A 21,000-nucleotide genomic window follows, 5' to 3' on the forward strand; every position below is an offset into this window, starting at 1 on the left:
CTCACACTCGCTCAAGGATCATGGCAATGCCCTGACCCACGCCAATACACATCGTACACAGCGCATAACGTCCATTGCGTCGTTCCAGCTCCAGCGTTGCAGCCAGCGCTAACCGCACACCGCTCATCCCCAGCGGGTGACCTAAAGCGATAGCCCCCCCATTGGGATTCACGTGTTCTGCGTCATCTGCCAGTCCAAGCTGTCTCATCACACCCAACGCCTGGGCGGCAAAGGCTTCATTCAGCTCAATCACATCCATATCGTTGATATTCAGCCCGGCGCGCTCCAGCACTTTTCGTACCGCAGGAACTGGCCCAAGCCCCATAAACTTCGGCTCCACGCCCGCCGTCGCCATCGCGACAATGCGTGCACGCGGCGTTAGTCCCTGGGCCTTTATGTGTTGCTCGCTGGCTACGATCATTGCTGCCGCGCCGTCGTTCACCCCAGAGGCATTGCCTGCGGTGACCACGCCGTTCTTACGAAACGGTGTTTTCAGTTGTGCGAGTTGCTCCAGCGTGGTTTCTGCACGCGGATGTTCATCTTCACGTACTGCGCTAACTGCCCCTTTCTTGCCAATGATTTGTACCGGCACAATTTCCTGCGCCAGAATGCCGTCACGCTGGGCTTTCGCCGTGCGCTGCTGGCTGCGATACGCAAAGGCGTCCTGGTCCTCTCGGCTTATATTTAACAATTCAGCTACATTCTCCGCCGTTTCCGGCATGCTGTCAGTTCCGAATTGTTGCTGCATGAGCGGGTTCACAAAACGCCAGCCAATGGTGGTATCAAACATCTCGGCCTGACGCTGAAACGGCGCGGTGGCTTTGCCCATTACAAACGGCGCGCGTGACATTGACTCAACACCACCAGCGATCAGCAGGTCGGCATCACCGGCTTTGATCGTGCGAGCAGCGAAGCCGATCGCATCAAGCCCGGAGCCGCACAGACGGTTGATGGTCGTGCCGGCAACGCTGTGCGGATAACCCGCCAGCAGGGTCGCCATATGCGCCACGTTGCGGTTATCCTCGCCCGCCTGGTTGGCGCAACCGAAGATCACATCGTCAATAGCACTGGGATCCAGGCGTGGGTTGCGGTTGAGTAATTCACGCAACGGGATGGCCGCCAGATCGTCGGCACGCACGCCTGCCAGCGCCCCGCCGTAGCGACCAATCGGGGTACGAATACCGTCACAAATAAATGCGTCACGCATTAGACTTCTCCTGTAATCGTGCCACCGATGCGGTGGGATTTGCCGCGAAACAGAGCCACGGTTTTGTGTTGCTGATTGACAATTTCAATGTCGTAAACGCCAGTGAGTTTGCCTTGCTGCTTGACCCGCGCGGTGGCGGTCAGTTTGTCACCTGCAAAGGCCGGACGCAGAAAGTCGATACTGGCCGCTGAGGCTACTGCCGCCAGTCCCTGACTGTTGCAGGCGTAAGCAAAGGCAGTATCCGCCAGTGAAAACAGTTGCCCGCCGTGACAGGTCTGATGGCCATTCAGCTGCGACGGCGACACGGTCATAGTCATCTGCGAATAACCGTCGTCCATCTCAATAATTTCAATCCCCAGCGCCTGCGCGCAGGTGTCTTTCACATACATGGCGCGGGCGTTGCGCCAGGCTTCGTTACTCATGACACATCTCCATCAGCGCTTTCTGGCGCAGCAGCGCACTCGGGCGATAGCGTTCTTCGCCGTAGTGCTGTTGTAGATTTTCCAGCAGACGAAGCACACGTCCCCAGCCTAGCGATTCGCCCCAGGCCAGCGGCCCGTGCGGGTAGTTGACCCCCAAGCGCATGGCGGCATCGATATCCTCGGCGCTGGCGACTCCTTTTTGCAGCGTATCCAGCGCTTCGTTCACCAGCATCGCTACCGTGCGCCATACCAGCAGCCCTGGGTAGTCGGCAATACGCAGCACTTTTTTGCCCTGCTGCTGGAAGTAGTACACCGCTTTGTCGGTGGCTGAAGCCGGGTTGGTTGGTGCGCTTGCCAGCACGACGGTGTCGCCCGCAGCATGGTCATACACCACCACCGGGCGCTGGTGCCGCACGCTTAAGGCCAGCGCGGTTTCACCGGTAGTTTCAAGGAGCAGCACATCATCCAGTTCAGTGACAACGTCACTCTTGATATTTTTTGCTGCATTTTCAGGCGCTACCGCTGCAATAGCCAGTTCAGGCGATACTTCAGCAGGCCAGCGATAGACGCCGTGGCCGCTCTTCTTTCCCAGACGCCCCGCCAGAGCGAGCTCCTGTTGCAGCAAAGACGGTAGAAAACGGCGGTCCTGCCAGAAGGCGTTAAACACCGAACAGGTCACGGCAAAGTTGACGTCCTGACCAATCAAGTCGGTCAGCGCCAGCGGTCCCATCGGGAAGCCGCCGCCATCACGCAGCGCCGCATCAATCACTTCCGCTGACGCAACCTGTTCTTCCAGCGCGCGCCAGGCTTCAGCGTAGTACGGACGCGCCACACGGTTGACGATAAAACCCGGCGTTGAGCGGCAGCGCACCGGCTGCTTGCCCCAGGCAGTCACGCACTGGCAAAGCTGCTCGACTACCTCGGTTGAGGTGGCAAGCCCGCTCACCACTTCCACCAGTTTCATCACCGGTGCCGGGTTAAAGAAATGCAGCCCCGCCACACGTTCCGGATGCTTCACTCCCGCCGCAATTGCGGTAATTGAGATCGACGAGGTATTACTGGTCAGCAGCGTTGACGGCAAACAGATCTCCGCCAACTGACTAAACAGCGCTTTTTTAATTTCCAGCCGCTCGGAAGCGGCTTCAATCACCAGTTGTGCATCGGCAAGCTGATTCAGTTCAGTCGCGGGGGCGATCCGTGCCAGCAGCTCACTAGCCTGTTCCGCACTGATTTTTCCACGACCAACACGAACGTCAAGTCGCTGGCGAATACCCTCAATGGCGCGAGTAATCGCCTCAGCGGAAATGTCATACAGCAGGACCGAATGTCCGGCGCTGGCAGCCACCTCGGCAATGCCTGCACCCATTGTTCCGCCGCCGATCACGGCAACGCGGTGAAGAGTTTGCGTCATGGCTTATTTCCCGCTGAACTGTGGTGGACGTTTGGCGAGGAAGGCGCTGACCCCTTCGCGATAGTCGTCGCTGCGACCGGCCATGCGCTGGTAGTCGCGCTCAAGCTCAAGCTGCTGATCCAGCGTGTTGGTTTCGGAAAGCTGCAAGGCTTTCTTAATCAGCCCCAGGCCATAGGTCGGCTGCGTCGCGAAATGGCGCGCCATGGTCAACGCGGTATCTTTCAACTCGGCATCGTCGACCACTTGCCAGATCATGCCCCACTGCGCGGCCTGTTCGGCGCTGAGGTTATCGCCAAGCATCAGCAAACCCACGGCACGAGCGCGACCGGCTACGCGCGGCAGCACCCAGCTTCCGCCGCAGTCCGGCACCAGACCGAGCTTGCTGAAGGCCATGACAAACTTCGCCGAGCGCGCGGCGAGGACGATGTCGCAGCCCATTGCCAGCGTGGCACCAGCACCAGCGGCAACGCCGTTGACGGCGCAGATAACCGGCTTCGGCAGCGCGGCTAAGCGGCGCACCAGCGGGTTGTAGAAGCGTTCCACCGACATGCCCAGATCCGGCGCGGGGCCGCTCGGGTCAACGTTACGGTCGTTCAGATCCTGTCCGGCGCAAAATCCGCGTCCGGCGCCGGTGATCAGCAGGCAACGAATGGTGTCGTCGCGCTCGGCCTGTTTCAGGCAATCGGCAAGCTGCTGGTGCATCACGTCGTTAAAGCTGTTGAGTCGGTCCGGGCGGTTCAGGGTGATAGTCATCACGCCCTGCTCCACTTCGCTGAGAATAAATGCGTCCACGATTAGCGTCCTTTAAATTCCGGTGTGCGTTTTTCTAAAAAGGCGCTGACGCCTTCACGACGATCTTCGGTGCCGCTCAGCAGCGTAAACAGCTGACGTTCCTGCACCAGACCGGCCTGGAGACCCACTTCTTGCGCAGCGCGTAGAGACTGTTTTGCCGCCCGCAGCGCCAGCGGTGAGTGACGGGCGATGGTCGCCGCCAGCTTGAGCGCGTATTCATCGGAGAGGTTCGCCGGGTGAATGTCACTCACCAGCCCGGCCTGTTGCGCTCGTTCGGCATCAATGCTTTCACCGCTCAGCACCATTCGGCTGGCCAGCGCTTTGCCAACACAACGGATAAGCCGCTGCGTACCGCCCGCCCCTGGCATGGTGCCGAGAGTAATCTCCGGCAGACCAAAGCGGGCGTTATCCCCGGCAATCACCAAGTCGCACAGCAGAGCCAGCTCGCACCCGGCTCCCAGCGCGTAACCGTTAACCACCGCGATCAACGGCTTGTTGAAGGCATCAATACGTGCCCACAGGCGAGGACGAATATCGTCGAAAGTGGCGGGCAGATCTTTTTCCGCCATTTCATTAAGATCGGCCCCGGCGGCGAAATAGCGCGGGTTGCCGCCAATCACGCAAACGCTGATGCTGGCGTCCGCCGCCGCGCTTTCCAGCGCATCAGCAATCTGCGTTAGCAGCGCATTGTTCAGGGCGTTACGCGCCTGCGGACGGTTCAGGGTCAGTTGCAGTACACGGTCGTGACGGGAAATCAGCAGTTCGCTCATGCCATCCCCCGCGCATCGAAGTCGACCACTACGTCACCGCTGGTTGGCAGCGCCTGGCAGCTCAGCACATAGCCCGCCGCCAGTTCATCGGCTTCAAGGCTGTAGTTGGCGGCCATCGCCACCTCGCCGCTGACCACCTTGCATTTGCAGGTGGCGCACACGCCGCCTTTACAGGCGAACGGCAGGTCAGCGCCCTGGCGCAGCGCGGCGTCGAGAATGCTGTCATCTTCCGCATTCAGTGAAATCAGGCGATCGCGCCCATCCTGACGAAGGGTGACCGTGCGGCCTTCCGCCTGCACGCCGGTGGCGCGTTTCACGCTGGTCCCCGGCGTATTGAAACGCTCAAGGTGAATGGATTTTTCCGCTATGCCCAGTTCGCGCAGTGCCACTTCGGCTTCATCCATCATTGCCGATGGGCCACAGATAAAGGCGTCGTCAAAGCGGCTGAAATCGAGCAGGTTTTTGCCCAGCGCACGCAGTTTGTCGCCGTCGATACGACCCTGTAGCAGATCGCTGTCCATCGACTCCTGACTGAACAGGTGCACCACCTGTAAACGCTGCGGATAGCGGTCTTTCAGATCGGCCAGCGCCTGACGGAACATCATGCTGTGGCTGCTGCGGTTGCCGTAGATCAGGGTGAACTGGCTGGCCGGTTCGGTCGTCAGCGTCGCTTCAATAATCGCCATCATCGGCGTAATGCCGGACCCGGCGGCAATCGCCAGATATTCGGCTTCGCGCTCGGCCTGCGGCTGGTAGCCGAAGTGCCCCTGCGGCACCATCACCTCCAGCGCCATACCCTGCTGGATATCCTGCTGGGCATAGCGGGAGAAACGCCCACCGTCGATAGCTTTAACCGCGACGCTAATTTCCGACGGCGAGCGGCTGCGACAAATGGAGTAACACCGACGCAGCTCTTCTCCACCGAGGTGAGCTTTCAGCGTCAAATGCTGGCCCGGTCGGAAGGCGTAGTCATTACGCAGCGCGTCGGGAATGGTGAAAGTGATGGTCACCGCATCGCGCGTTTCCGCTTCGACGTTGGCCACGGTAAGCGAATGAAATGTTGTCATCGCAACCTCAGATGCATTTAAAGTAATCAAAGGGTTCACGGCAACTGTCGCAGCGATACAACGCTTTACAGGCCGTGGATCCGAATTCGCTAATCAGCGAGGTATGGGTGCTGGCGCAGCGCGGGCACTGTACGTCAGTTGGCATTTCGGCATGACAGGCATGGGCCTGCGGCGGGCTGATACCATACTGGCGCAGGCGTTCGCGGGCGTCCGGGCTCATCCAGTCAGTGGTCCACGGTGGGTCAAGCTGCAGGACGATATGTACTGGCGTATAGCCGTGCTCCGCCATCACCATGCGAATTTCACCCAGTAGATGCTCGGTGGCCGGGCAGCCGGAGTACGTCGGCGTAAAGCCGATTACCCAGCCGTCGCCGCAGCGCTCAACGCTGCGTACCATGCCGAGATCGGTGATGGTCAGCACCGGCACTTCCGGATCGGAAATCGCACTTAACAGCCCCCAAACGGTGTGCACCTCTGGCGGTGCGATCGCGGTAAGACGTTGCATAGCCACCTCCTGCTACCACTGCTGCCCAGGATACGCACGCTGCAAGTACTGCATCTCGGCCAACATCGGCCCGAGATGTTCGCTGTGTAGCCCCTGCTTACCGCCGTTGCGAAACGCCGCCTCTTGCGGAACCTGTAAACCAGAATCAATCAGCGCAGTGTGTACCGTCGTTTGCCATTCGGTTTGCAGTTCGCGCGGATCGACGGCAATACCCTGCCTGGCCAGAGCGAGCTCCAGTTCGTCGGCAAGGAACAATTCGCCGGTGTAACGCCACAGATTGTCCACCGCCTTCTGCATCAGTTGCGCGGAGTAATCAGTACCATTCCCCAGTCGTTCCAGCCAGCCGCGGCTGAAGCGCAGGTGATAACGCACTTCTTTCAGTCCTTTGGCAGCGATAGCGGCAATCTGCTTATCGCGGCTGTTAACCAAACGAGTGAACAGCGCCACATGCCAGACGTCGATAAAGAACTGGCGAGCGATCGTGTCGGCAAAGTTGCCGTTAGGCTGTTCCACCAGCAACAGATTGCGGAACTGACGCTCGTCACGACCAAAAGCCAGTGTGTCTTCGTCGCCGCTACCCGCCAGTTCGGCGGCGTAGCTGAGGAAATTGCGCGCCTGCCCCAGCAGGTCGAGGCCGATATTAGCCAGCGCCAGATCAATCTCCAGCTCCGGCGCATGACCGCACCAGGCACCCAGACGCTGAGCCAGCACCAGGCCGTTATCGCCCAGACGCAGGGCATAGGTTGCAACGGGATTCAGGTTATTCATCGTTGCCTCACATATGTTCCATGCCGTCCGGCACGGTGTAGAACGTGGGATGGCGATAGACTTTGCTCTCCGCCGGGTCAAAAAACTCACCGCGTTCTTCCGGCTGTGACGCAACAATTTCGCTGGCTTTCACCACCCAGATGGAGCAGCCTTCGCTGCGGCGTGTATAGGCATCGCGGGCATTTTCCAGCGCCATCTGGTCATCGGCGGCATGCAGACTGCCAACGTGACGGTGTGATAACCCCTGTTTGCTGCGGACAAAAACTTCGTATAACGGCCAGTATGTTTTGCTCATGACTCTCTCCTTACGCCGCGTCGCGGGCCTGTTGCTTTTCGGCGTGCGCCAGTGCGGCCTCGCGCACCCATGCCCCTTCTTCCCAGGCCTTACGCTTTGCGCCCAGACGTTCGTGGTTGCAGACACCACGACCGTTGATGACCTCATTAAATTCCTGCCAGTCGATCTCACCGAATCGATATTTCCCCGTCGCTTCATCAAGCTGTAGGTCGGCGTCCGGCACGGTCATACCGAGAATTTCTACCTGCGGGACCGTGTTATCAACAAAGCGCTGACGCAGTTCGTCGTTGGAGTGCAGTTTGATTTTCCACGCCATGCTGCGGGCGCTGTTCGGTGAGTTGTCGTCGTTCGGGCCAAACATCATTAGTGCAGGCCACCAGAAACGGTTGATGGCGTCCTGCAGCATCTGACGCTGATCCTCGCTACCGGTAGCCAGCGCCATACACGCTTCGAAGCCCTGACGCTGATGGAAGCTCTCTTCTTTGCAGATTTTGACCATCGCCCTGGCATACGGGCCGTAGGAGGTACGACACAGCGCCACCTGGTTAACAATCGCCGCGCCATCGACCAGCCAGCCGATCACACCGATATCCGCCCAGCTCAGGGTTGGGTAGTTGAAGATGGAGGAGTATTTCATCTGGCCGTCGAGCATCTTCTGGTACAGATCTTCACGCGCGCAGCCCAGTGTTTCCGCCGCGCTGTAGAGGTACAGACCGTGTCCGGCCTCGTCCTGTACTTTTGCGAGCAGAATGGCCTTACGCCGCAGCGTGGGTGCGCGGGTTATCCAGTTGCCTTCCGGTAACATGCCGACAATTTCCGAGTGCGCATGCTGGCCAATCTGGCGGATCAGCGTCTTACGGTATGCGTCCGGCATCCAGTCCTGCGGCTCGATGGCCGTTTCCTGCGCGATGCGCTGGTCAAAGCGTTGTTCTTCTGTCACGTCATCACCTTATGATTCCGATAATTTCAACAAATCAATATTTGCGAATCACTTTGTTTTATAAAAGTTACATCTTGGTTAAATAAAACCACAAATTTTGTTTGCTGATTTTGCGATACTTGTCGCAAATGGTTTTTGTTTATTCATTAATAACAGATAGATAACCAATAAAGGTAAAGTGTTCGCGATCTCATTGTTAACAAATTATTAAAATCCCACTTGCATTTTGTGATTCATAAAAGAACTATTTAAAGAGATATTACGGAACACATCTGGAGATTAACGATGCAGCAGTTAGCCAGTTATTTATCCGGTGCCTGGCAGACAGGCCGGGGCCGCACCCGCACCATCCACCACGCCCTTACCGGTGAAGCGCTTTGGGAAGTGACAAGCGTTGGACTGGATATGGCGCAGGCGCGCCGCTTTGCTATTGAGCACGGCGGCAAAGCGTTACAGGCAATGAGTTTTATTGAGCGCAGCGCGATGCTAAAAGCGGTGGCGAAGCATTTAATGGAACTGAAAGCCGATTTCTATGCCATATCCGCGCAAACCGGAGCAACGCGCGGTGACAGCTGGGTCGATATCGAAGGCGGTATTGGCACGCTTTTCACTTATGCCAGTCTCGGTGGCCGCGAGCTGCCGGACGATACGCTGTGGCCGGAAGACGAACTGATCCCGCTGTCCAAACAGGGCGGTTTTGCCGCACGCCACGTGCTGACCTCCAAATCCGGTGTTGCGGTGCATATCAACGCCTTTAACTTCCCCTGCTGGGGTATGTTAGAGAAGCTGGCGCCAACCTGGCTTGCCGGGATGCCTGCCATTATCAAACCTGCAACCGCCACCGCGCAGCTCACTCAGGCAATGGTGAAAGCGATTATCGACAGTGGCCTGGTACCGAACGGCGCAATTAGCCTTATCTGCGGCGGCGCGGGTGACCTGCTCGATCACCTCGACAGCCAGGATGTGGTGACCTTTACCGGTTCTGCTCATACCGGACAGCAGCTGCGCGTGCACCCCAATCTGGTGGCTAAATCGGTTCCTTTCACCATGGAAGCGGATTCACTCAACTGCTGCGTGCTGGGTGATGACGTCACCCCAGAACAGCCTGAGTTTGCATTGTTTGTACGTGAAGTCGTGCGCGAGATGACGACCAAAGCCGGGCAGAAATGTACCGCTATCCGCCGCATTATCGTGCCACAGGCGCAGGTGAAAGCGGTCAGCGAGGCGCTGATTACCCGTCTGCAAAAAGTGGTAGTGGGCGATCCGGCGCAGGAAGGCGTGAAGATGGGGTCGCTGGTGAATAACGATCAGCGTCAGGACGTGCAGGATAATGTGAATCGTCTGGTTGAAGCCGGGTGTGAGGTGCTGCTGGGTGGAAAAGCAGATCTGAGCACGGCTGGGGCTTTCTTCCCGCCAACTCTGCTGTTTTGTCCGCAGCCGGATGAAATTGCCGCGGTACATGCAATTGAAGCCTTTGGTCCGGTCGCCACGCTGATGCCGTATCAAAATACCGAGCATGCCATGACGCTGGCGCGCGCCGGTGAAGGCAGTCTGGCAGGAACGCTGGTGACGGCGAGCGGCGAACTGGCGCGAGAGTTTATCCTCGGTGCGGCCCGCGCCCACGGGCGTATTCAGGTGCTGAACGAAGAGTCCTCGATGGAATCGACCGGTCACGGATCTCCGCTGCCACAGTTGGTCCACGGTGGGCCTGGACGTGCAGGCGGCGGTGAAGAGCTGGGTGGGCTGCGCGCGGTGAAACACTACATGCAACGCACCGCCATTCAGGGCAGCCCAACCATGCTCGCGGCGGTAAGCCAACAGTGGGTGCGTGGCGCTCGGGTGGAGGAAGATCGTATTCACCCGTTCCGTAAATACTTCGAAGAGATCCAGCCGGGCGACAGCCTGCTGACGCCACGTCGTACACTGACCGAAGCGGATATCGTTAACTTTGCCTGCCTCAGCGGTGACCACTTCTACGCCCATATGGACAAGATTGCAGCAGCCGATTCCATTTTCGGCGAGCGCGTGGTGCACGGTTACTTCCTGATTTCCGCCGCAGCCGGTCTGTTTGTTGACGCGGGCGTCGGTCCGGTGATTGCCAACTATGGCATGGAAAACCTGCGCTTTATCGAGCCGGTTAAGCCGGGCGACACTATCCAGGTGCGTTTAACCTGCAAACGCAAAACGGTGAAACGTCAGCGCAATGCCGAAGAAAAAGCGACCGGCGTGGTGGAGTGGTCGGTGGAGATCTTTAATCAGCACCAGCAGGCGGTGGCGCTGTATTCCATTCTGACGTTGGTTGCGCGTCAGCATGGGGATTTCCCGGCGTAAGATTCCGGCGTAGCTTCGCTCGATCAGGCTTGAAACAAAAAAGCAAAAAGCCTGCTTAGTTTCCTAAGCAGGCTTCTTAAATATGGCTCCTCTGACTGGACTCGAACCAGTGACATACGGATTAACAGTCCGCCGTTCTACCGACTGAACTACAGAGGAATCGTTGTGGAGGCTTATCTTAGCGGCGAAAAAAATTTTGTCAAACTCCATTTCCTCAAATGCGAATCAATTGATGCTTCTCTCGACAGTTTGTTGCATTTACAGACATTTTAAATAGAAAAAACTTTGCAGCTTTTTTGATTCTCCCTCATCATTTGAAATGAGGTTTCAACTTTCTTCGTTAAGGTCCACTTTGAACGTCTCCGCTGCCTTACGCCAGGTCGCTTCCCGCACGCCCTGGTATGCCAAACGCAAGAGTTATAAGGTTCTCTTTTGGCGCGAAATCACTCCGCTGGCTGTCCCCATTTTTCTGGAAAACACCTGTGTGCTATTGATGGGTGTTCTGAGTACTTTCCTGGTCAGCTGGTTGGGAAAAGAAGCGATGGCCGGGGTTGGACTCGCCGACAGCTTTAATATGGTCATCATGGCATTTTTCGCCGCCATCGATCTGGGCACCACCGTGGTTGTAGCATTTAGCCTCGGGAAACGAGATCGTCGACGGGCCAGAGCCGCGGCCAGACAATCACTGGTGATCATGACAATTTTTGCTACCGTGCTGGCAGCTGTCATTCACTATTTTGGTCAACAGATTATTGACGTTGTCGCAGGTGAAGCAACGCCAGACGTTAAAGCTTTGGCACTCACCTATCTGGAGCTGACGGTGCTCAGCTACCCGGCGGCAGCCATTGCGCTGATTGGCAGTGGCGCACTACGTGGAGCCGGAAATACAAAAATACCGTTGTTGATTAACGGCGGCATGAACATCCTGAATATCATCATCAGTAGCATCCTGATTTACGGGATCTTTTCCTGGCAAGGTCTGGGATTTGTGGGAGCAGGCCTGGGACTGACCATTTCGCGCTACATCGGGGCGATTGCCATCATCTGGGTACTGATGATTGGTTTTAACCCCGCGCTGCGAATTCCCTTCAAAAGCTATTTTAAGCCACTCAATCTCGCCATTATCTGGGAGGTGATGGGGATCGGCATTCCGGCAAGTATCGAGTCCGTGCTGTTCAATGGCGGTAAACTTTTGACGCAGATGTTTGTTTCAGGCATGGGAACCAGCGTTATCGCCGGGAACTTTATTGCATTTTCTATCGCCGCGCTTATCAACTTACCGGGGAATGCTTTAGGTTCCGCGTCGACAATCATTACCGGCAGGCGTCTGGGAAATGGCCAGATTGCCCAGGCTGAAATCCAGCTACGGCATGTATTTTGGCTGTCGACGATCGGCCTGACGGCAATTGCCTGGTTAACCGCTCCTTTCGCCGGGGTGATGGCCTCATTTTATACCCACGATCAGGATGTAAAAGAGGTCATAGTCATCCTGATTTGGCTCAACGCAGCATTTATGCCGATATGGGCAGCCTCCTGGGTGTTACCAGCAGGCTTTAAAGGTGCGCGAGATGCACGTTTTGCTATGTGGGTATCGATGCTGGGCATGTGGGGCTGCCGCGTAGTCGCGGGTTACACCCTGGGTATCGTATTAGGATGGGGAGTTGTCGGCGTTTGGTTAGGTATGTTCTTCGACTGGGCCGTACGCGCCGCGTTATTTTACTGGCGTATGGTCACCGGCCGCTGGCTGTGGAAATACCCGCGCCCCGAACGCGAAAAGTGCATAAAACAACCGGTTGCGTCTGAATAAGCGGCGAAATGGGGAATATTTCAGCAAACGATCGCATTTATCCATTCAGGCTTTGACAACGCTGAGCGGCATCGCTAATATTCGCCTCGTTCAAACGATTCCTCTGTAGTTCAGTCGGTAGAACGGCGGACTGTTAATCCGTATGTCACTGGTTCGAGTCCAGTCAGAGGAGCCATATTTAAGAAGCCTGCTTAGGAAACTAAGCAGGCTTTTTGCTTTTCTGCGATCCCATTCGCCAGGTAGAGCGCTTCACTCCACACCAGGTTTTTCCATACTGCCGACGGGAGAATGTCCGTCTGCTTATGCAAAATGTCTCTATGATCCAATTCGTTAACGTCAGGGTTAAGTATCTTATCGTGCAACGACATCAGAATGAGACCCATACTTGCCCATGCCGATACTGCTGAAAGCAGCGCTAACCGCTTTATTAGTAATCCCACTGAGTACAATAGCCGGTGAGAAAGTCACGCTACGTTGCCCGGACAGAGGCTGGGCGGAGGTGACATTTCATTTGTTCCAGCACGTTAGCGTGCTGTGGGAAAACAATAGTTTTTATATTTCCGATGCCCGCCGTAGTCAGAGTAATAAATTCTATACGTTTACCAATCGAGATGTTCTTTCGGTGAAGAATGGATTTCAGTTTATTTATGCGGATTCGGGCCGGGCGGTGTCTTGTTCGATATTGTCGCGGGTGCCGACGCAGGATCTGAGGCTGGAGACCTTGAGGTAACGCAGCTTTCTACCCGCCATTCAGCGACGTCAGAGAAGCCCGTTCGCTCACGGGCTTTTGTAGTTAAATCTGATAATCAATCACCGCCTCATCTGGCTCCATCGCCTGGCGCTTAATTTCATCGACGGATAGCCCTGCATTGCATAGCTCGATGAATCGCCAGACGTAGTTGCGCTGCAGCTGTCCGCGTTTAAGCCCCAGCCAAACGGTATTTGCATCAAACAAATGCCGGGTATCCAGACGGGTTAAGGTCCCCTCTTCCTGCTCGCCGCTGGATTGCTCTGCCACCAGCCCAATCCCCAACCCCAGCGACACGTAAGTTTTAATCACATCTGAGTCCTGGGCGCTGAGAATAATATCCGGTATCAGCCCTTTGCGAGCAAATGCTTCATCGATGCGGGAACGCCCTGTAATCCCCTGACGATAGGTAATTAACGGCCAGTGAGCAATAGACTCCAGCGTGAGCGGAGAGGCTTTCACTAACGGATGGTCATGAGGAACAAGCAGGCTGTGGTGCCAACGAAACCAGGGAAAAGCCACCAACAATGGATCGCTGCTCAGCCGCTCACTGGCAATTCCGATATCTGCCCCGCCATTTTGTAGCAGGACATCAATCTCCTGTGGCGTACCCTGAATAAGTTCCAGACGCACCTCAGGGAACAGCTCACGAAAATCTTTTATCACCGCAGGCAAGCTATAGCGTGCCTGGGTATGCGTGGTGGCAATCGTCAGAACGCCGGACGTGTCATTGGTAAACAGATCCGCCAGTCGACGAACATTGCTGGCCTCATTCAGAATACGCTCGGCAATAACCAGCAAGGCTTTACCCGGTTCGGTCATGCCCAACAGGCGTTTACCGCGACGGATAAAAATCTCGATACCAAGCTCATCTTCAAGTTCACGAATGTGTCGGCTGACGCCCGACTGCGAGGTGTACAGTATATTCGCGACCTCTGTCAGGTTGTAATCCTGACGGGCCGCCTCGCGGATTATTTTAAGTTGCTGGAAATTCACGTTTCGCTCCGGGCACATCAGACATTACGTTATTGTTAAAGTCTGATGCCCGGCATAACAAATAATAAAAACCTGCATCTTATTCCTTGCGGGAATAAGGTTTAGCTGACCAGCTGCAGCTCGCGATTTTCCAGCGCCGGACGGCTGACCAGCGACAACAGGATCTCCTTCACGGCCTGCGCCTGGGGCGATAAGCTCCCTCTGGCGGATACGTTCAACGATAATGGCAGATTCATCGACGGTGTTGTGATGCGCGCCATCCAGCCGTTAGCCGCATTGCATAATGAACGGGCGGCCGACTCAGGCAACACTGTGACACCCATACCACTGGCAATGGCGGCCGTTAGGGTGGAGATAGACTCAATTTCGCCAATCACTTTAGCCGTTAAGCGACGTAGCGAAAAAGCTTCATCCACGCGCAGGCGAACCGCGCTGTAATCCCGTGGCAAGAACAAATTCATCTGCGCCACTGCGGCTAAATCGACGCTTTGCCCCGGACACTCACGCGTGCCAACCAGGTACAGATCCTCTTTAAGCAACGGTTGACTGCTGATGCCCGCCACGGGTGAACGCTCATAGAGCACTGCCATATCTAATTGCCCGCTGAGCAGCTTGTCATTCAGCACTGCCCCACTGTTTTCATGCAAATAGACCAGCACATCAGGCAGTTCGGCACGTAGCGTCTGTAATAACGGCATGGTAATGGATGACGCGGCTGTCCCCGGCGCAAGGCCGATAGAGACCTGTCCACTCAAGGTCTGGCCCACGTTATTAACCGCAAGTTGCGCCTGTTCGCACTGACGTAAAATCGTCCGGGCGTGGGTATATAGCACTTTTCCTGCTTCCGTCGGCGTGACGCCACGCTTGGTACGAATCAGCAATTGCTGATCCAGCTCACCTTCCAGCGTAGCGACCTGCTGGCTCAGCGCGGGTTGCGCAATGTGCAACACTTCCGCTGCCTGGGTCAGGCTACCAATATCGACGATTTTCACGAAATATTTCAGTCGTCTGAAGTTCATTTTGCCTCCTGTCGGAATACCAGAACCCGTGCTGGCAGTCATTAAATTCAGGATTGCAAGATGCTTGCCACTTTCGTCTAAAACGGTGTTTTACGGTTAAAGCCGCGTAAAGTCAGGAGTAAAAGCGAAGGAAGATCATTCTGCACACCTAAGTATCTCATTCAGGCTGCCCTGGAAGAGGTAGACACGCACCAGAATGGGGCAAAAGCATAAAAAGACGGAAAGATCGCCGCTTTGCTGATTTTGTCAGCAAACGAACACACAAATGTATTTACCCCTTTGACAAGCCTCACCACCCTCGCTAATATGCGCCTCGTTCAAACGATTCCTCTGTAGTTCAGTCGGTAGAACGGCGGACTGTTAATCCGTATGTCACTGGTTCGAGTCCAGTCAGAGGAGCCATATTTAAGAAGCCTGCTTAGGAAACTAAGCAGGCTTTTTGCTTTTATGCCATTGCTCATTGCGCATATCAAAACCTCAACTTAGTCTGGCCAACACTTCATTCATAATAGCCGCAGGTATTTGTTCCAGACGCTTGCCGTTCCAGGCTTCCATATCAATAGACCGGAACAACAATGAGTTGAGATGTCCACTCTTCGCTCACAGTAGACTTTAAACTCACCCAGTACGTCCGCTCTGTGCCCAGAAGCGGCGTTTTCTATCACCGCTGATATATTAATCAATGTAGAGCAGGCCATATTTATAATATAAATTGACGGGTACGCTGAATTTTACAGGAACATCTCCAATGAATATTGCCGCCTCAATTGCCCTTTTGGGCGCTTGCCCATTTGTGAGTCTGGCGGCAGTACCGGTGACCTTTTCCGAAACTGCCCTGGATGCCGCAGGGCCAAAAGGCCCTTTGAAAGGCACGTTACTCACCCCGAATTCAAAACCAACAGCCGTTGTTCTTATCGTTCCTGGCTCCGGGCCAACCGATCGGGATGGAAACAACCCGCTTGGTGTGAATGCATCGCCTTACCGACTTCTTGCTGAAGGCCTGGCTGCCAAAGGTTTTGCGACGCTTCGTATCGACAAACGTGGAATGTTCGCTAGCGCAATGGCCGTAGACGATGCCAATGCGGTGACGATTGCTGACTATGTTGACGACATTCGATCCTGGGTAGACGTGCTTAGACGTCACATGCACACTCCCTGTGTTTGGGTTTTAGGACACAGCGAAGGGGGTGTAGTCGCACTTGCCTCGGCTCAAGAAGAGAATGTGTGCGGTGTGGTTCTTATCGCAACGCCTGGGAGGCCGATGGGCGAGGTGTTGAGGGGGCAACTTAACGCTAATCCGGAAAATGAAATTCTATTAAAGCAGGCGCTGCCGATAATTGATGCTCTGGAGCATCGGCGGCGAGTCGATATTACGAATATTCACCCAGCACTGCAAAGTATCTTTAATCCTGCTGTTCAGGGGTTTTTGATCAATGCATTTTCATATAATCCGGGTCATCTCATTTCGAGTATTTCCAAACCCGTGTTAGTGCTACAAGGGCAACGCGATCTCCAGGTGGAAGAAACGGATGCAAGACTGCTTAAGGCCGCGAATCCTCAAGCGTCCCTGGTTATACTGCCCAATATGAACCATGTTATGAAAGAGGTGACTTCGGACGATCGCAAAGCGAATATCGCGACATACGCTGAACCCGCGCTCCCCTTAGCTCCCGGTTTAATCGACTCGATTGAGCATTTCCTGATCCGCAACTCACCTTTTCCCGAAAAGTAACAGCTGCTCTGCTCTCGGTGTCCTCCCAAGACGGTTTACTTTTAAAGAGTTCAGCATGCTTTAAAGCATTCGTCTGCTCCATGCTCACAGCAGACATGGTCAGATGTCATTCCAACCGTCACATGCCAGAAGCAGACTCCCCTTCCCCATCCGATATCCACCTCATAACATTTTTATAAATAACAACGCATTAAGAAGTTCAACGTAATACAATTATATTTATAATTGTAATGATAACCATTCTCATATTACTATAATCGCGTGATAATTAACTTTTGATACATTCCACATGTCTGACCACGCCACTACCACTGCTTCCTTTACGCTCGAGTCGCTTTATGGCGCACATCACGGCTGGTTGAAAAGCTGGCTGACGCGCAAACTCCAGTCCGCCTTTGATGCAGATGACATTGCCCAGGACACTTTTCTACGGGTAATGGGCAGCGACTCGCTCTCGACGATCCGCGATCCGCGCTCCTTTCTGTGCACTCTAGCCAAACGGGTGATGGTCGACCTGTTTCGCCGAAACGCGCTGGAAAAAGCCTATCTGGAGATGTTGGCGCTTATGCCGGAGGCGCTCGCGCCTTCCCCCGAGGAACGCGAGAGCCAGCTCGAAACCCTGCAACTCATCGACAGCATGCTTGACGGGCTGAACGGAAAAACACGAGAAGCGTTTCTGCTTTCGCAACTGGATGGTCTGACATACAGCGAGATCGCGCTGAAGCTCGGTATCTCCGTCAGTTCGGTGAAAAAGTATATGGCAAAGGCTATCGAACATTGTCTGCTGTTTCGTCTGGAGCACGGTCTGTGAACGCTTCTATCACCGATTCTCGCCGCCAGGCATTGCGCTCGGCATCGCACTGGTATGCTGTATTGAGCGGCGAGCGTGTCAGCCCACAGCAAGAAGCGCGCTGGCAACAATGGTACGAAGAGGACAAAGATCATCAGTGGGCCTGGCAACAGGTTGAAAACCTGCGCAGCCAGCTCAGCCGCGTACCGGGCGATGTTGCCAGCCGGGCGCTGCACGATACGCGCCTTACCCGTCGTCATGTCATGAAAGGGCTACTGCTGCTGCTCGGCGTGGGCGGCGGCTGGCAGCTCTGGCAGTCTGAAGCCGGTGAAGGTCTGCGCGCGGATTACCGCACCGCCAAAGGCGCGGTCAGCCATCAGCGGCTGGAAGATGGCTCGCTGCTGACGCTCAACACACAAAGCGCCGCGGACGTTCATTTTGATACGCGTCAACGCGCTGTCCATCTCTGGTACGGAGAAATTGCTATTACTACCGCAAAAGACGCGCAGCAGAGACCTTTCCGCGTTGTGACCCGTCAGGGCCAGCTCACCGCATTAGGCACAGAATTTACCGTCTACCAGCATGACAACGTCACACGCGTTGTCGTTCAACAACACGCTGTTGAAGTCTTACTGGCAAATCGTCCGCAGGAAAAACGCATCGTCAGCGCTGGCGAGAGCCTGCAGTTTAGCGCGTCTGAATTTGGTGCAGTAGCCTCAGCGGATGATGAAAGCGCCACCTGGACGCAGGGCATTCTGAGCTTCAGCGATAAACCTTTGAGTGAAGTGATTGCCACGCTGAGCCGTTATCGCAACGGCGTGCTGCGCTGCGATCCGGCTGTAGCCGGGTTACGCCTGAGTGGCACTTTCCCGCTGAAAAATACTGATGCAATCCTGGATGTTATTGCCAAGACTCTTCCAGTGAAAATTCAGTCAGTTACGCGATACTGGGTAAATATTTCCGCACTGTAAGAAAAATAATTCTCATTTCGATTGTCCTTTTTCCCCTTCTCATTCGACTCATAGATGAACACAACAAAAATGATGATGGAGAAGGTATGACGCCTTTACGCGTTTTTCGCAAAACAACACCTTTGGTTAACGCCGTTCGCCTGAGCCTGCTGCCGTTGGCCGGGCTGTCGTTATCCGCCTTCGCAGCGCAGGTTGATATTGCACCGGGTTCGCTCGACAAAGCCCTTAATCAGTATGCCGCGCTCAGCGGAATTACCCTGTCGGTTGACGCCAGCCTGACGCGCGGCAAACAGAGTAACGGTCTTCACGGTGACTACGACGTCGAAACCGGCCTGCAACACCTGCTGAACGGTAGTGGCCTGCAGGTGAAACCGCTGGGTAATAACAGCTGGACGCTGGAGCCCGCACCAACACCGCAAGAAGATGCCCTGACCGTGGTGGGCGACTGGCTGGGGGATGCGCGCGAAAACGACGTTTTCGAACATGCTGGCGCACGTGACGTTATCCGCCGTGAGGATTTCGCCAAAACCGGCGCAACATCCATGCGCGAGGTACTGAACCGCATTCCTGGCGTTACCGCCCCAGAAAACAACGGCACCGGTAGCCACGATCTGGCAATGAACTTTGGTATTCGCGGCCTGAACCCGCGCCTGGCCAGCCGTTCAACGGTGCTGATGGACGGTATTCCCGTGCCGTTTGCCCCTTACGGCCAGCCGCAGCTTTCACTGGCGCCCGTCTCACTCGGAAATATGGACGCCATCGACGTGGTTCGCGGCGGTGGCGCGGTGCGTTACGGGCCACAGAGCGTGGGCGGGGTGGTGAACTTTGTTACCCGCGCTATTCCGCAAGACTTCGGCATGGAAGCCGGCGTGGAAGGCCAGCTCAGCCCAACATCTTCACAAAATAACCCAAAAGAAACGCACAACCTGATGGTGGGCGGCACGGCGGATAACGGTTTTGGTACCGCCCTGCTTTACTCCGGTACACGTGGAAGCGACTGGCGCGAACACAGCGCGACCCGCATCGACGACCTGATGCTGAAAAGCAAATATGCGCCAAACGAAGTGCATACCTTCAACAGTCTGTTGCAATACTACGACGGTGAAGCTGACATGCCCGGCGGCCTGTCTCGCGCGGATTACGACGCCGACCGCTGGCAATCCACGCGCCCTTACGATCGCTTCTGGGGGCGCCGCAAGCTGGCAAGCCTCGGCTATCAGTTCCAGCCGGACAGCCAGCATAAATTCAATATTCAGGGCTTCTACACTGAAACCCTGCGCAGCGGCTACCTGGAACAGGGAAAACGCCTCACCCTTTCACCGCGTAACTACTGGGTACGCGGCATTGAACCACGCTACAGTCAGAGCTTTATGGTGGGGCCTTCCGCGCACGAAGTGGGCGTGGGATACCGTTATGTGAGCGAGTCGACGCATGAAATGCGTTACTACACTGCCACCAGCAGCGGACAACTGCCGTCCAGCGCCAGCCCTTACGATCGCGACACTCGTTCGGGCACCGAAGCGCACGCCTGGTATCTGGATGACAAAATCGACATTGGCAACTGGACTATCACACCGGGTATGCGCTTTGAACATATCGAGTCATACCAGAACAACGCCATCAAAGGCACACATGAGGAAGTAAGCTACAACGCCCCACTTCCGGCGCTAAATGTGCTTTATCACCTGACTGATAGCTGGAATCTTTATGCAAACACTGAAGGCTCATTCGGCACCGTACAGTACAGCCAAATTGGCAAGGCTGTGCAAAGCGGCAATGTGGAACCGGAAAAAGCGCGAACCTGGGAGCTCGGAACCCGATACGACGATGGCGCGCTGACGGCGGAAATGGGGCTGTTCCTGATTAACTTTAATAATCAGTACGATTCCAACCAAACCAACGACACCGTTACTGCACGCGGTAAAACGCGCCATACCGGACTGGAAACTCAGACTCGCTATGATCTCGGCACATTGACGCCAACGCTCGACAACGTTTCAGTCTACGCAAGCTATGCGTATGTGAACGCTGAGATTCGCGAGAAAGGCGATACCTATGGCAATCAGGTGCCGTTCTCGCCGAAACACAAAGGCACGTTGGGCGTGGACTATAAGCCGGGCAACTGGATCTTCAACCTGAACAGCGATTTCCAGTCCAGCCAGTTTGCGGACAACACCAACACCGTTAAAGAGAGCGCTGACGGCAGTACCGGTCGCATCCCTGGCTTTATGCTCTGGGGCGCACGCATGGCCTATGACTTTGGTCCGCAGATGGCAGACCTGAACCTGGCGTTTGGCGTGAAAAATATCTTCGACCAAGAGTATTTCACCCGCTCTTACGACGACAACAACAAAGGCATCTACGCAGGCCAGCCGCGCACGCTGTATATGCAGGGTTCGTTGAAGTTCTAAACCCCGTTTACCCGGCCT

19 protein-coding genes and 3 tRNA genes are annotated in these 21,000 nt (G+C 55.5%); 9 read left to right on the forward strand and 13 right to left on the reverse strand.

All coding sequences use genetic code 11. The annotated features are described in order from the left end of the window. Nucleotide 1: 1 nt before the first annotated feature. Genes pcaF through paaA form a run of 10 tightly spaced genes read right to left on the reverse strand, consistent with a single transcriptional unit; the run spans nucleotide 2 to nucleotide 8,177 of the window. Nucleotides 2–1,207 carry a 3-oxoadipyl-CoA thiolase gene (gene pcaF, locus OGY04_RS08190; protein WP_048214430.1) on the reverse strand — a complete coding sequence of 402 codons (1,206 nt, stop codon included), beginning with the start codon at nucleotides 1,205–1,207 and terminating at the stop codon, nucleotides 2–4. Then, complete coding sequence (paaI, locus tag OGY04_RS08195) at nucleotides 1,207–1,629, reverse strand: hydroxyphenylacetyl-CoA thioesterase PaaI (protein WP_003832239.1); 423 nt, start codon at nucleotides 1,627–1,629, stop codon at nucleotides 1,207–1,209. The genes pcaF and paaI overlap by 1 nt, the downstream gene beginning before the upstream one ends. Then, nucleotides 1,622–3,040, reverse strand: coding sequence for a 3-hydroxyacyl-CoA dehydrogenase (locus tag OGY04_RS08200; RefSeq protein ID WP_286585096.1), 1,419 nt, complete (start codon nucleotides 3,038–3,040; stop codon nucleotides 1,622–1,624). The genes paaI and OGY04_RS08200 overlap by 8 nt, the downstream gene beginning before the upstream one ends. A 3-nt stretch (nucleotides 3,041–3,043) precedes the next feature. Continuing rightward, nucleotides 3,044–3,832 (reverse strand): 2-(1,2-epoxy-1,2-dihydrophenyl)acetyl-CoA isomerase PaaG, encoded by a 789-nt coding sequence (gene paaG, locus OGY04_RS08205; RefSeq protein ID WP_286585097.1) that lies wholly within the window; start codon nucleotides 3,830–3,832, stop codon nucleotides 3,044–3,046. 2 nt (nucleotides 3,833–3,834) lie between these two features. Beyond that, nucleotides 3,835–4,602: a 2,3-dehydroadipyl-CoA hydratase PaaF gene (gene paaF, locus OGY04_RS08210; RefSeq protein ID WP_048235629.1), complete on the reverse strand. Its 768-nt coding sequence runs from the start codon at nucleotides 4,600–4,602 to the stop codon at nucleotides 3,835–3,837. After that, complete coding sequence (gene paaE, locus OGY04_RS08215) at nucleotides 4,599–5,669, reverse strand: 1,2-phenylacetyl-CoA epoxidase subunit PaaE (RefSeq protein WP_008784414.1); 1,071 nt, start codon at nucleotides 5,667–5,669, stop codon at nucleotides 4,599–4,601. Before paaE ends, paaF begins: the two co-directional genes overlap by 4 nt. Nucleotides 5,670–5,676: 7 nt before the next feature. Further along, nucleotides 5,677–6,174 carry a 1,2-phenylacetyl-CoA epoxidase subunit PaaD gene (gene paaD, locus OGY04_RS08220; protein WP_032943004.1) on the reverse strand — a complete coding sequence of 166 codons (498 nt, stop codon included), beginning with the start codon at nucleotides 6,172–6,174 and terminating at the stop codon, nucleotides 5,677–5,679. 12 nt (nucleotides 6,175–6,186) lie between these two features. Continuing rightward, the gene (gene paaC / locus OGY04_RS08225; RefSeq protein ID WP_032943002.1) at nucleotides 6,187–6,942 is read right to left on the reverse strand and encodes a 1,2-phenylacetyl-CoA epoxidase subunit PaaC; all 756 of its coding nucleotides are present in this window, start codon (nucleotides 6,940–6,942) and stop codon (nucleotides 6,187–6,189) included. A gap of 7 nt (nucleotides 6,943–6,949) precedes the next feature. Then, a complete protein-coding gene (gene paaB, locus OGY04_RS08230; RefSeq protein ID WP_032943000.1) occupies nucleotides 6,950–7,237 on the reverse strand; it encodes a 1,2-phenylacetyl-CoA epoxidase subunit PaaB in 288 nt (95 codons plus the stop codon). 10 nt (nucleotides 7,238–7,247) lie between these two features. Further along, on the reverse strand, nucleotides 7,248–8,177 hold the full coding sequence (paaA, locus tag OGY04_RS08235; protein WP_008784410.1) for a 1,2-phenylacetyl-CoA epoxidase subunit PaaA: 930 nt from the start codon (nucleotides 8,175–8,177) through the stop codon (nucleotides 7,248–7,250). Nucleotides 8,178–8,462: 285 nt separating this feature from the next. Between paaA and paaZ the strand changes: the two genes are divergently transcribed. After that, nucleotides 8,463–10,508: a phenylacetic acid degradation bifunctional protein PaaZ gene (gene paaZ, locus OGY04_RS08240; RefSeq protein ID WP_286585098.1), complete on the forward strand. Its 2,046-nt coding sequence runs from the start codon at nucleotides 8,463–8,465 to the stop codon at nucleotides 10,506–10,508. Nucleotides 10,509–10,591: 83 nt separating this feature from the next. Here paaZ and OGY04_RS08245 read toward each other — a convergent pair. Continuing rightward, nucleotides 10,592–10,667, reverse strand: a tRNA-Asn gene (locus OGY04_RS08245). Between the two features lie 6 nt (nucleotides 10,668–10,673). Between OGY04_RS08245 and OGY04_RS23130 the strand changes: the two genes are divergently transcribed. The 3 genes from OGY04_RS23130 (at nucleotide 10,674) to OGY04_RS08255 (ending at nucleotide 12,490) form a co-directional block, all read left to right on the forward strand. Further along, complete coding sequence (locus OGY04_RS23130) at nucleotides 10,674–10,781, forward strand: DUF5951 family protein (RefSeq protein WP_223115835.1); 108 nt, start codon at nucleotides 10,674–10,676, stop codon at nucleotides 10,779–10,781. A 46-nt stretch (nucleotides 10,782–10,827) separates the two neighbouring features. Continuing rightward, on the forward strand, nucleotides 10,828–12,315 hold the full coding sequence (locus tag OGY04_RS08250; RefSeq protein ID WP_003846749.1) for an EmmdR/YeeO family multidrug/toxin efflux MATE transporter: 1,488 nt from the start codon (nucleotides 10,828–10,830) through the stop codon (nucleotides 12,313–12,315). Nucleotides 12,316–12,414: 99 nt separating this feature from the next. Further along, a tRNA-Asn gene (locus OGY04_RS08255) sits at nucleotides 12,415–12,490 on the forward strand. A 618-nt stretch (nucleotides 12,491–13,108) separates the two neighbouring features. Here the strand turns inward: OGY04_RS08255 and cbl are convergent. Further along, nucleotides 13,109–14,059: an HTH-type transcriptional regulator Cbl gene (gene cbl / locus OGY04_RS08260; RefSeq protein ID WP_032942990.1), complete on the reverse strand. Its 951-nt coding sequence runs from the start codon at nucleotides 14,057–14,059 to the stop codon at nucleotides 13,109–13,111. A gap of 101 nt (nucleotides 14,060–14,160) precedes the next feature. After that, the gene (nac, locus tag OGY04_RS08265) at nucleotides 14,161–15,078 is read right to left on the reverse strand and encodes a nitrogen assimilation transcriptional regulator NAC (protein ID WP_181508813.1); all 918 of its coding nucleotides are present in this window, start codon (nucleotides 15,076–15,078) and stop codon (nucleotides 14,161–14,163) included. A 326-nt stretch (nucleotides 15,079–15,404) separates the two neighbouring features. On the opposite strand from nac, the gene OGY04_RS08270 reads away from it, so the two are divergent. The 5 genes from OGY04_RS08270 to fecA all read left to right on the forward strand — a co-directional run bounded on the left by OGY04_RS08270 (nucleotide 15,405) and on the right by fecA (nucleotide 20,982). Then, nucleotides 15,405–15,480, forward strand: a tRNA-Asn gene (locus OGY04_RS08270). Nucleotides 15,481–15,826: 346 nt separating this feature from the next. Then, nucleotides 15,827–16,810 carry an alpha/beta hydrolase gene (locus OGY04_RS08280; protein ID WP_137378174.1) on the forward strand — a complete coding sequence of 328 codons (984 nt, stop codon included), beginning with the start codon at nucleotides 15,827–15,829 and terminating at the stop codon, nucleotides 16,808–16,810. A gap of 289 nt (nucleotides 16,811–17,099) precedes the next feature. Continuing rightward, nucleotides 17,100–17,621, forward strand: coding sequence for a ferric citrate uptake sigma factor FecI (gene fecI / locus OGY04_RS08285; protein ID WP_008784388.1), 522 nt, complete (start codon nucleotides 17,100–17,102; stop codon nucleotides 17,619–17,621). Beyond that, nucleotides 17,618–18,571, forward strand: coding sequence for a ferric citrate uptake sigma factor regulator FecR (gene fecR, locus OGY04_RS08290; protein ID WP_153753331.1), 954 nt, complete (start codon nucleotides 17,618–17,620; stop codon nucleotides 18,569–18,571). The genes fecI and fecR overlap by 4 nt, the downstream gene beginning before the upstream one ends. Nucleotides 18,572–18,657: 86 nt before the next feature. After that, nucleotides 18,658–20,982: a TonB-dependent Fe(3+) dicitrate receptor FecA gene (fecA, locus tag OGY04_RS08295; RefSeq protein ID WP_286585099.1), complete on the forward strand. Its 2,325-nt coding sequence runs from the start codon at nucleotides 18,658–18,660 to the stop codon at nucleotides 20,980–20,982. Nucleotides 20,983–21,000: the final 18 nt, after the last annotated feature.

Source organism: Citrobacter sp. Cpo091, assembly GCF_030332645.1.
Classification (GTDB): Bacteria; Pseudomonadota; Gammaproteobacteria; order Enterobacterales; family Enterobacteriaceae; genus Citrobacter; species Citrobacter portucalensis.